This window comes from Flavivirga sp. 57AJ16 (genome assembly GCF_028736925.1).
In the GTDB taxonomy this organism is placed as follows: Bacteria; Bacteroidota; Bacteroidia; order Flavobacteriales; family Flavobacteriaceae; genus Flavivirga.
In genome coordinates this window covers 65,895-77,619 of record NZ_JAQZAT010000019.1, presented here as the reverse complement: position 1 = coordinate 77,619, position 11,725 = coordinate 65,895, and the positions used below count along the sequence as shown (strand labels likewise).

The following is an 11,725-nucleotide window of genomic DNA, read 5'->3' as shown; positions in this document are numbered from 1 at the left end:
CGTATTAAAATGAAAAAAAATATATTATTTATAATAGGTATTATGGTTGTTGTATTAACAAGTTGTAATACAGATGAATTGCTAGATATAACACCATATCGCCAAACGATTCCTTCAACTGTTGAAGAATTTAGATTATTAATGGATGAACGCTCTAATGTCGATGGACGTTTTTCTAAGGGTAGGGCTCCAATGTATGAAATTGACTTTTTTATGTCTGATGAAGTTAAAGTGCCGGATGGACAGTTGGCTAATTATATTTCATTTAGCGGAGAAACCCGTTATAGAAATGCAATAACATGGGAAACGGATTTCTGTAATCCATTAGAAGATGATAGTGATTGGGGAGTATTATATAATCAAATATTGGTAGCTAATACTGTATTAGAGGCCATGGATAATCCAGAAATAATAGGTGATGATGGTTTAAGAAATACATTGAGGTCAGAAGCCAAAGTTCATAGGGCACTAGCCTATTTTAGTTTAATAAACCTGTATTCAAAACAATACAATCCTACTACTGCTTCCAACGATTTAGGGGTTCCTATAAGGCTTACTAAAGAACCTTCAGGAAGTCTTGAGCGTTCTAGCGTACAGGGGGTTTATACATTAATTTTACAAGATATAAATGAAGCAATAGCATCGGGAGCTCTTCCAGATGCACCGCAAACTTTTATTAGAATAAGACCATCTATGGCAAGTGCCTACGCCGTTTTAGCTAAAGTTAACTTAGCTATGGGAGATTATGATGGGGCTTTAGAGGCAGCGGATAACAGTTTGCAGTTGTATGATGCATTATATAATTATAATGATATATTTTTTCTGCCTGATAATTTTGATAATGAGGAGGTGTTGATGATAAAAGAGCGACCAGCACGCTCTCCGTTTAGTATTACATTATTTGCAAGCAATGACTTGATAGCAGCATACGAACCATCTGATTTAAGATTAAGTCACAAATTTATACTCGATTTTTTTAGCAATGAATACGCTTTTGATAGAAATAGAACTAAATCGACTCTTAGTCCAACAGTACCTGAAATGTATCTCATTAGGGCCGAATGTAACGCCCGTGTTGGAGATTTATCTTTAGTAAATGACGATTTAAATACTATAAGAGAAAACAGAATATCTACTACAGATTACACACCAACGATTGAGTTTGCAGATAGAACCAGTGCTTTAACATTAGTTAAAGAAGAACGTTTTAGGGAATTAGCAGGGACTGGTTTAAGGTTGTTTGATTTAAAACGATACAATACTTTTGATGAAGCGGATATTGATGTTGTTAAAGTAATAGACGGCACAACTTATACATTAGAGGCAAATAGTAACAGATGGATTGTCCCTATTGCCAGAAAATTAATTCAACAAAATCCAGAGATAGAACAAAGCCCACGTTAGGCAAGCACTCCCAAAATTATTATTTAAGTAAAATATTATGAATATAAAAATCAAAGCCCTACAGGTTTTACCTGTTGTAGTAATCTATTTTCTATTTTTTAATTGTAAATCGACTCGAGAAAACAATACGGTAGAAAGGCCAAAGGTAGAAAATGAATCTAAAAATACTACAGTTGCGATTTCTGATATACCAGCAGATAAAACTATAAAAAAAGGGGTGTTGCCAAATGGGTTAACATACTATCTACATAGTACCAAAGTATTGAAAGATAAAGCAAGTTATTACATTATACAAAATGTAGGGTCTACAGTAGAAACTGATGAGGAACAAGGCTTTGCCCATTTTTTAGAACATTTGGCCTTTAACGGAACAGAAACATTTCCTGGTAAATCTTTTATGAATAAAATGGAAGAAAATGGATTGGTTTTTGGAAGGGATATTAATGCATATACAAGTTACGATGAAACTGTTTATAATGTTAATAATCTTTCAACCACACCAGAGTTAATAGAAGATGGGTTGCAGATTCTTCACGACTGGGCAGATGCGTTATTATTGACAGGTGAAGAAATAGACGCTGAACGAGGTGTTGTAAAAGAAGAATGGAGAACCACACAAAGTGGTAGGTCAAGGATTGCTGAAAAAACTCAAGATGTTTACTATGGTAAATCCAAATATGCCAAACGCTCACCAATTGGTAAAATGGATATTATTGAAAATTTTGAGTATGATGCATTAAGGAAGTTTTATAAAAATTGGTATCGTTCAGATTTACAGGCTATAGTAGTTATTGGTGATATAGATGTTGAAGAAATGGAGGTTAGGGTCAAAGAAAAATTTTCTTCAATACCAATGGTCAAAAATCCCATAAAGCGCGATTTTATTAAAATACCAAACAATACTGATTTGGATTATGTAATGGCCATGGATAAGGAAGTTGCTACATCTAATATTATGTTTTCAATTCGACATGATAAGGATGTTAATGCTACTGCTTCTCAAAGACTTGAAGCGTTTTGGTGCAACAAATTCATTACAGACATTATAAATTTACGTCTGCAAGAATTAGGTCAAGATCCAGAAAGCGATTTCTTAAGGATGGGAATAAGTTATGGTTCGTTAGCTAGATTACACAATTCATTCAGCATACAAATTTCACCGAAACCTAATAAACAGCATGAAGCTTTTACGGTAGCTATGACAGAATTGAATAGAGCTTTAAAATTTGGTTTTAAAAATTCTGAAGTTGAAAGAATGATTACTAAATATACAAGCGACTATAAGAACAATTTAGAACGTTTAAATGATAGGCCGCATAGCTATATTCAAAGCCAGATTCTGGACAACTATTTGAATGGGGAACCTATGAATGATCCTTATGCAGAGTTTGAGGCTTCAAAGGCAATTTTTAACGAAATAAATTCAGAAAAATTAACTCAAAAATTAAAAGAGCTATATACAGATATAAATAGAAGTGTTGTGGTTGTTGGTGTAGAAGGTGAGGACAACCTGTCAAAAGATGCTGCAGCAACAATTATAAGTAAAATAGAAAGTGATAATACATTACAGCCTTATGAAGAGCAAGTAGTAGAGGGCGTATTATTGGATGCTACAACGCTTGTTCTTGGTAAAATAGATAATGAAAAAGAAAATACGGAATTAGATTATACAACTTATAAATTGAGTAATGGAGTAGAAGTAAATCATAGATTTATTAACAAACAAAAAAATATAGTTTATCTATCAGCGGTTAGTGATGGAGGCAAATCTTTACTTAAAGAGGATGAATATTTTAATGCTTCATTGGTGCCAATGTTTGCGCAAATGTCTGGACTTGGTAATTTTTCTCAAATAGAATTGCAAAAACAACTAACAGGTAAGCAAGTAAGCTTAAATACCAATATAGGTGAAATTGAAGAAAGTATTATGGGTAGAAGTAGTGCTAATGATATTGAAACATTATTACAACTTTTTAATCTAACATTTACTAAACCAAGGTTTGATGAGGCGATGTTATTTCATATTAAACAAAATCTAGAAAATCAAAAAGCTTATGCCAGTCAAACGCTTCAAGGGATAATTAGTGATAGTCTAATGGTGGCTATTTATGGGAAAAATAATCCATTAAACCAATTATTGTCGAAAGAGTTAATAGCGACCATTAGTGCTGATAAAATGAAAAAGATCTATACAGAAAGATTCAAGAATGTAGCAGATTTTAAAGTTTTTATTGCTGGAGATATTACAGGTGAAATGTTAAAACCTTTACTTGAAAAATATGTGGCAAGTATTCCCACAATTAAAGAGAAAGAAGTATGGAAACCGCTTGCTTCTAATTGGGTAAGTGATAGAATAGATAGAGATATTTATTTGTCAATGGAAAATCCAAAAAGTAGTGTAAACATTTCAATAGAAAAGGATATGTCATTCACAATAAAAGAAGAGCATGTTATAAGTGTTCTTGGAAAAATTTTACAGTTGAGATGTACAGAATCATTACGGGAAGAATCTGGAGGTACTTACGTTGCAAGATCTTCAGCTTGGTCTGTAAAAAAGCCTATATCCAAAGCAGGGATATCTGTAAAATTTGATTCAAATCCTGAAATGGTAGAACAATTAATTGATATTGTTTATGCTGAAATTGATAAAATTAAAAATGGAAATATAAAGGCAGAAGATTTAGATAAAGTTTTACAGTCTATGTTAAAAGACAGAGAGGTGTCTAAAAACAGTAATGGTTTTTTATATGAACGCTATGATGAATAAGGAACTTGAGGGCTTTAATATGGATAGCCCGGAAAACTTTGAAAATATTATAAATAACATAACATTGAACGATGTACAAAAAATGGCAAAAACTTTATTAGAAGACAATAGGTCTTATGAAATAATTTTTAAGCCTAAACCAGAGTAAGTTTTACTCTATTCTTTAAGAATATGAAATTGTATATTGGTTAAGTTACCAGTAAGATAACATAATAGAGTTAGCAGATGAACTGGGTATAGAAGTCCAGAGGATTTACAAACAGCGTAAAGCAGCTAAGATAACCTCATCATATCATCATATAAGCGAATAATAATATCATAATATACTTTAGAATCTAAAAAGACTACGTAAAGCTCGAAAGGGAACTTGAAATATAAAAAAAACCTTACACATCTTCTCTCTAAAAGCGATGGGAAATCTATGGATTTATAGCCAGCTATAAACATTTATATCCGATTTATAGGATGTGTAAGGTTTTTAAAATAAGTAGGAGCAGTTTTTTCAGGAAGTACACGGTTGGCCTATCAAAGTGCGCATTGGAACATAAGCCTGTTTACAGATTTGATAAGAAGGGAATTTGACCTGAGTAACCAGCATTATGGCTCTGCACAAATAGCAGAAAAACTTAAAGCAAGCAAACCAGAAATTGAGGTATAAAATGGAAGTCTAATTAATCTAGGTTTTATATGAAATACAATAGAGTACAAACGAGTATTTTTGCTTTGAGATGATTTTCTAGTGTCCAAAATTAATTTTGTACGTGCCATAAAATGCAGTTTTTGGTATTTAAATTTAGATAAAAAAAAGCACACTTTGTGCTCACTTTTATTTGAATTAATTTAATTTAAATAATTGTAAATCAGTATTTTATTATTTTTTTGATACTCATTTTTTCACCTTCAAAGCTGAGCGCCTTTGCATCTATGCGAGAATTAAATAGTTTAACTTTGAGACCATGAATAAAAAAGATATTAAATCCAGAGACGATATTTTTTTATTAGTATCGTCATTTTATAATAAAATAAGAAAGGATCCGGTCTTGTCTCCATTTTTTAACGATGCCATAAAAGATTGGGATGCCCATTTAGAGCGTTTAACTACCTTTTGGGAATCAAGTCTTTTTATGACTCGTAAACTGGAACAGAAGTATACGGGGAATCCTCTAGAGGCACATATTAAAGTAGATGCTAAAAATAATAATAGTATCACCGAAACACATTTTGGTTTGTGGCTAAATCTTTGGTTTCAAACCATAGATGAGCTTTTTGAAGGCGATTATGCCGAAAATGCTAAAAGGCGCGCCAGAAAAATGAGTACGTTTTTATATTTAAAGATATTTGAAGCGAGAAGGGGGTAGTGTTTAGTGGGCAGTATTCGGTGTTCAGTGTTCAGTAGGCAGTGTTTGGTGTTCAGTAGGCAGTGTTCAGTATTCAGTGTTTAGTTTCGGTTTCAGCTTCAACTTCAATTTCGATTTAACCGTAATTCGTTAAATAATACTGCTTTGCGTCTCAGCTTGTAAAATATCAGGTTAAACCTCAATATAGTAACTTCATTTTTCAATATTTTAACACGACATAATAAACATAAATCCTTAAATTTGCACGACCTAAAAAATGGGTTTTGATTATGCAAAATAAGCTCGCTAATATTCTCTTCTCAACACGTCTTACTGCCTTTTTATTTATTGTTTTTGCAGCAGCTATGGCTACAGGAACATTTTTAGATGCAGGACAGGAAACATCGCCAACACCCTATACCAGAAATTTAATTTATAATGCCTGGTGGTTTGAAACCATTATGGTGTTTTTTGTAATAAACTTTACAGGTAATATTTTTAGGTTCCAATTGTATAAAAAGGAAAAGTGGGCAACGTTTATTTTGCACTTGGCCTTCATTTTTATTTTACTGGGGGCCTTTATTACAAGATATGTGAGTTTTGAGGGGATGATGGCTATTCGGGAAGGTGCTACAGAAAACTCCTTCTTATCTAGGGATACTTATGTTATAGGGCAGATTGTTGGTGACTATAAAATTAACGGACAGCTCCAACAACGTTATTTAGAAAGCAAGGTTGATTTTTCCGGTCGATTGGATAACGATTTTAAAATAGAAACCGATTATAATAAACAACCTGTTACTATTGAATTGGAAAAATTCATAGTGGGAGCAGAAGAAGATATTGTGCCAAATGAGGATGGAGAAACCTATTTAAAAATAGTGGAAGCAGGTGGAAGTGGACCTCACAACCATTTTTTAAAAGTAGGACAGGTACAAAGTATTCATAATATTTTATTTGCCTTAAATAAACCTACAGATGGCGCTATAAACATTACCTACAATAATGATGAGCTTACCATTCAATCTCCTTTTGAAGGTGAGTATATGACGATGGCAACTAGAGCACAAGGTAAATTAGTAAAAGATAGTTTGCAACCATTGGTATTACGCTCAAGGTATGTGATCGGTAATATGCAAATGGTGTTCCCTAAACCAGTAGTTAAGGGTGTTTTTGATATTGTCCAGAAATCAAAACTCTTAAAGAACGATGCCGATGGTGCCGTATTTAAAATCACTGCTAATGGAGAAACAAAATCTGTTGGGATGTTAGGAGGGCAGGGTATTAATGGAAATTATAAACAAATTGAGGTTGGTGGTTTGGACTTCGCTTTAAAATACGGAGCTAAAGTATTGGACCTCCCTTTTAGTATAAAATTAAATGACTTTGAGGCAGAACGGTATCCTGGTACAGAAAAAGGCTATTCGGCATTTTCCAGCCAAGTCACTGTTCTAGATGAAAAGGAAGGCGATTTTGACTATAAGATCTTTATGAATAATATTTTGGATCATCGCGGGTATCGCTTCTTTCAATCGAGTTTTGATCCTGATGAAAAAGGAACTATTTTATCTGTAAATCATGACTATTGGGGCACTTTAATGACTTATATAGGCTATTTTATGCTTTATTTTGGGATGCTGGCCATTCTATTTGTTAAAGGGTCTCGTTTTGGGGATTTAAAAAAACAACTAAATAAGGTAAAAGCAAAGAAAGCAAAATGGTTTACTGTATTGGTATTATGTTTTGGTTTGAATATGTTTTCGCAAGAACATGCGGTTAACGATGGACATGGACATTCTAAACCAACAAAAGCTCAAATTGATTCTATTTTAGCTGCGAATATCACCCCTAAAGTGCATGCCGATGAATTTGGACATTTAGTAATTCAAGACCTTAGTGGTCGAATGATGCCCGTAAATACCTATGCGTCAGAGATGCTTCGTAAATTAAGCAAACATGATACTTATGAAGGTTTTGATGCTAATCAAGTGTTCTTATCCATACAGGAAAGCCCTACGCTCTGGTATAATGTACCTATCATTTATTTAAAGCCGAAGAAAGCAGATTCCATTCGAAAAATGATAGGCGTTTCCAAAGAAGATAAGTATGCCACTTTAGCAGATTTTTTTACAGAACGTGGCGAGTATAAATTGGCTCCTTATTTGGAAGAAGCTTATAGGGCACAGGTGCCTAACGGATTTCAAAAAGAATTTAAAGAAGCCGATCAGCGTGTTTCCTTATTATACAACACCGTTGAAGGGATGTCTTTAAAAATATTCCCGATTCCTGATGATGAAAACAATAAATGGATTTCTACTTACGATTATAGGCATGGCACTAATAAAATAAAAGATTCACTTTATGGGAATTTTATAAAAAATGGATTTAGCGTATATCTGTACACCTTAAATCAGGCAAAACAAACGGACAATTTCTCCAAAGCATCAAAGCTATTGGCTGCTTTTAAAAAAACGCAACGTAAATATGGTGCCGAGGTGATGCTAAGCGATGATAAAGTGCATACAGAGATTTTATATAATAAATATGATATTTTTAAGAAGCTATTCAGTTGGTATATGTATGCCGGTAGTTTGCTTTTTATATTGTTGATTGTTCAAATTTTTAAAGATAAAAACAAAGCCTTAAATAGCTCTGTAACTGTTTTTAAGTTTATCATTCTAGGGCTGTTTCTTTTGCATACAGCAGGGTTGATTGTTCGTTGGTACATCTCTGGGCATGCGCCTTGGAGCGATGCCTACGAATCGATGATATATGTAGCTTGGTCAACCATGCTATTTGGGTTTATTACCGGGATAAGCAAGAAGAAAGAGAAGCTTCGTAAAGATGAGGCCTCTGGAATTATTTCAGCTATTTTTGGAAAAAGAAACACGTCTAATTTAACCATAGCTGCGGCAGCATTTGTAACATCCATGATTTTAATGATCGCCCATTGGAATTGGATGGATCCGGCTATTGCAAACCTGCAACCTGTTTTAAACAGCTACTGGCTTATGATTCATGTGGCAGTCATTGTGGCGAGCTATGGTCCATTTACTTTAGGCATGATTTTAGGTGTGGTGTCCTTATTATTGATGATTTTCACTACTAAGGAAAACAAAGAAAAAATGTTGCTCAATATTAAAGAGCTTACCATTATAAATGAAATGGCTTTAACTGTTGGATTGGTTATGCTTACTATTGGTAATTTTTTAGGTGGTATGTGGGCTAATGAAAGTTGGGGACGGTATTGGGGTTGGGACCCTAAAGAAACATGGGCGCTTATTAGTATTATGGTTTATGCCTTTGTGATTCATATGCGATTAGTTCCCGGACTTCGTGGACGTTGGTTTTTTAACCTCATGTCTATCGTAGCGTTTGCAAGTATTATGATGACCTATTTTGGAGTGAATTTCTATCTAGCAGGCTTGCATAGTTATGCTAGTGGCGATCAAATTGTGAGTATGAAATTTATTGCAATTGCTTGTGCCATCGTTGCTGTTTTAGGCTTTTTTGCTTACAGAGGGTATGCCAAATATTATAAAAAATAGCTTGTGCTATGGCAAAAACGGGGCGTGAAAAAAACACGAAAAACAAGGCAAAGCACTCTAAATTAATGACGCGGAAGAAAAATAAGAAAAAAGCTGAGGTGATATCAAGAAAGGAACGCTTAAAAGCGATTATCCAAAAAGCAAATTCACAAAATAGTAAAGACTAATACCAATTAACAAATAAATATAGGTACACTATAATTCAAATTATTTAAGGGACATTTCTCTTGTCAATTGGTTTAATATGTGTGGACCAATGTGTTTATTTTATTAAAAGCAATCTCTTTAAAATCTTTTATGACCATATCTGCCTGACTATAGTCTTGGTTTTTTGAATGAAAACTGTCATAGCCCACACAAAAAATATTAGCAGCTTTTGCAGCTTTAATACCATTGGTAGAATCTTCAATAACAATACATTCGTCATGACTAAATCCCGAAGCTTCAGCAGCTTTAATAAAAATTTCAGGATGCGGTTTAGATGCTTTTAAGTCTCCACCACTTAGTTTGGCAACAAAATAAGGGTCTAAATCAAAACGCTCAAAGATTTGATTAATACTCGTCATGGCAGCAGACGAAGCCAAAACTAGAGTTAACCCGTTACGATGGTAGTCTTTTATTAAATCCAAAACACCACTAATTAGAGTCAGATCTGAATTGCTGTCAAAAAAACGTTTATAATATTTTCGTTTAAGTGCAACTAAAGTTTCTGGAGTCTCAGTAAGATTAAAACGATCGCATAAACGTTTACAGATATTAATAGTGGACTGTCCTGTAAATGATTGATATAATGCATCCGAAACCTCAATGCCAATTTCATCAAACATATCACAATATGCTTTATTATGCATGGGTTCACTATCAATAATAACACCATCCATGTCAAAAATAACAGCTTTTATCATCTAATTTTTTTTTTGCTAAGATATTAGAATGAAAACAAACAGCCTAAAAAATCATTTTGTAAATTAAAATTAAATGTACATCTTTGTTTTATGATTGTTTAATGCCACTTCTATAGATGCATCGAGGTTCTCTCGAGCAAAAAGCTACTGAGCGCGCTTTACGTGTTTGGTAATTGTTTATATTTAATACAATCAAAAATGCAATCAAATAAAATTTCTTTAATACAATTTATTCAATATTTTATAATAGCTGTAACGGGTAAAGAACAAGATTTTACTTCTGGCAGTATTCGTCGTGCCGTATTTATGTTATCGATTCCTATGATTTTAGAAATGCTCATGGAATCTATTTTTGCCATTGTAGATATCTTATACGTGTCTCAGATTAGTGTAAATGCCGTAGCAACCATTGGTTTAACAGAATCTGTTATTACTTTGGTATATGCAGTCGCTATAGGTTTAAGTATGGCAGCAACAGCTATAGTTGCAAGACGTGTGGGGGAAAAAGATTTAAAGGGCGCCTCTCATGCTGCGGTTCAGGTTATTTTTCTAGGGGTTTTTGTAGCTGCTATTATTAGTATGATAGGCATCTTATATCCTAAAGAAATTTTAGGACTTATGGGAGGTGAACCAGATCTAATTGCTGAAGGTTATGGCTATACTCAAGTGTTGTTAGGGGGCAATATAACTATTATGTTGTTGTTTTTAATCAATGCTATTTTTCGTGGAGCGGGCAATGCATCAGTAGCCATGTGGACATTAATTCTATCGAATGGACTCAATATTATTTTAGACCCCATATTTATTTTTGGCTTTGGCTCTATTCCTGCTTTTGGAGTAGAAGGCGCAGCCATAGCAACCACTATAGGCCGAGGTACTGCCGTTGTATTTCAATTAGCTATTTTGTTTTTTGGGTACAGTAAAATTAGGATAGGCGTTAAGGATTTGGTCATTCGTATTGGGGTTATGTTTAACTTAATCAAAGTATCGCTTGGAGGAATTGGTCAGTTTTTAATAGGCACTTCTTCATGGGTGTTTTTAATGCGAATTATGAGCGAATTTGGAAGTGAGGTATTAGCTGGCTATACAATTGCGATTCGTGTCATGATGTTTACCTTAATGCCCGCTTGGGGTATGAGCAATGCAGCTGCGACTTTAGTTGGACAAAATTTGGGAGCAAAAGAGCCAGAACGTGCTGAGCTGTCAGTTTGGAAAACAGGAAAGTATAGTGCCATTTTTATGGGCTTAGTTTCTATTATTTACTTAGTATTTGCTCAACAAATAATAGTATTGTTTAATACGACGCCAGATGTTGTTAAATACGGAAGCCAGTGCTTAAGGGTTATAGCGGCTGGTTATATTTTTTACGGTTATGGTATGGTGGTGATTAATTCTTTTAATGGCGCGGGAGATACCAAAACACCAACGTATATTAACTTTGTATGCTTTTGGTTGTTACAATTACCTTTTGCTTATATCATGGCCATTACTTTAGATTTTGGACCATCGGGGGTATTTTGGGCCATTACTTTGGCAGAAATATTAATAGCAGTTGTCTCTATAGTTTGGTTTAAAAGAGGGCATTGGAAAACGATAAAAGTCTAGACTCTAGCTAATTTAGACTACTTGGAATTTTATGAATGATGATAAAGGTAACCGATGCCTCTTATCTAAATATAAGTGCCCCCAATAAAAGTGTTTTGCTGGCGCTAAGAAATAATACTTTAGACCAGGATAAAACAATTGTTGGGTTTTTAATTGGGT

Annotated in this window: 9 protein-coding genes; 7 read left to right on the top strand and 2 right to left on the bottom strand. The window is 33.9% G+C overall.

Annotated elements, in window-relative coordinates:
• The first annotated feature begins 9 nt into the window (after nt 1–9).
• The 3 genes from PQO00_RS17610 to PQO00_RS17600 are packed head-to-tail and all read left to right on the top strand — an operon-like array spanning nt 10 to nt 4,319.
• A complete protein-coding gene (locus PQO00_RS17610) occupies nt 10–1,404 on the top strand; it encodes a RagB/SusD family nutrient uptake outer membrane protein (protein WP_274186171.1) in 1,395 nt (464 codons plus the stop codon).
• A 37-nt stretch (nt 1,405–1,441) separates the two neighbouring features.
• The gene (locus tag PQO00_RS17605; protein ID WP_274186170.1) at nt 1,442–4,171 is read left to right on the top strand and encodes a pitrilysin family protein; all 2,730 of its coding nucleotides are present in this window, start codon (nt 1,442–1,444) and stop codon (nt 4,169–4,171) included.
• Complete coding sequence (locus PQO00_RS17600; RefSeq protein ID WP_274186169.1) at nt 4,161–4,319, top strand: hypothetical protein; 159 nt, start codon at nt 4,161–4,163, stop codon at nt 4,317–4,319. The genes PQO00_RS17605 and PQO00_RS17600 overlap by 11 nt, the downstream gene beginning before the upstream one ends.
• A gap of 449 nt (nt 4,320–4,768) precedes the next feature.
• Here PQO00_RS17600 and PQO00_RS17595 read toward each other — a convergent pair whose 3' ends face one another.
• Nucleotides 4,769–4,939 (bottom strand): hypothetical protein, encoded by a 171-nt coding sequence (locus tag PQO00_RS17595; RefSeq protein ID WP_274186168.1) that lies wholly within the window; start codon nt 4,937–4,939, stop codon nt 4,769–4,771.
• A gap of 188 nt (nt 4,940–5,127) precedes the next feature.
• Between PQO00_RS17595 and PQO00_RS17590 the strand changes: the two genes are divergently transcribed.
• The 3 genes from PQO00_RS17590 (at nt 5,128) to PQO00_RS17580 (ending at nt 9,223) form a co-directional block, all read left to right on the top strand.
• On the top strand, nt 5,128–5,529 hold the full coding sequence (locus PQO00_RS17590) for a group III truncated hemoglobin (RefSeq protein ID WP_274186167.1): 402 nt from the start codon (nt 5,128–5,130) through the stop codon (nt 5,527–5,529).
• A gap of 269 nt (nt 5,530–5,798) precedes the next feature.
• Nucleotides 5,799–9,056 carry a cytochrome c biogenesis protein gene (ccsA, locus tag PQO00_RS17585; protein ID WP_274186166.1) on the top strand — a complete coding sequence of 1,086 codons (3,258 nt, stop codon included), beginning with the start codon at nt 5,799–5,801 and terminating at the stop codon, nt 9,054–9,056.
• Between the two features lie 8 nt (nt 9,057–9,064).
• On the top strand, nt 9,065–9,223 hold the full coding sequence (locus PQO00_RS17580; RefSeq protein ID WP_274186165.1) for a hypothetical protein: 159 nt from the start codon (nt 9,065–9,067) through the stop codon (nt 9,221–9,223).
• A 72-nt stretch (nt 9,224–9,295) separates the two neighbouring features.
• On the opposite strand, the gene PQO00_RS17575 is transcribed toward PQO00_RS17580, so the two are convergent.
• Nucleotides 9,296–9,961 (bottom strand): HAD family phosphatase, encoded by a 666-nt coding sequence (locus PQO00_RS17575; protein WP_274186164.1) that lies wholly within the window; start codon nt 9,959–9,961, stop codon nt 9,296–9,298.
• Between the two features lie 198 nt (nt 9,962–10,159).
• Here PQO00_RS17575 and PQO00_RS17570 point away from each other — a divergent pair, with 198 nt between their 5' ends.
• The gene (locus tag PQO00_RS17570) at nt 10,160–11,566 is read left to right on the top strand and encodes an MATE family efflux transporter (protein ID WP_274186163.1); all 1,407 of its coding nucleotides are present in this window, start codon (nt 10,160–10,162) and stop codon (nt 11,564–11,566) included.
• Nucleotides 11,567–11,725 lie beyond the last annotated feature (159 nt).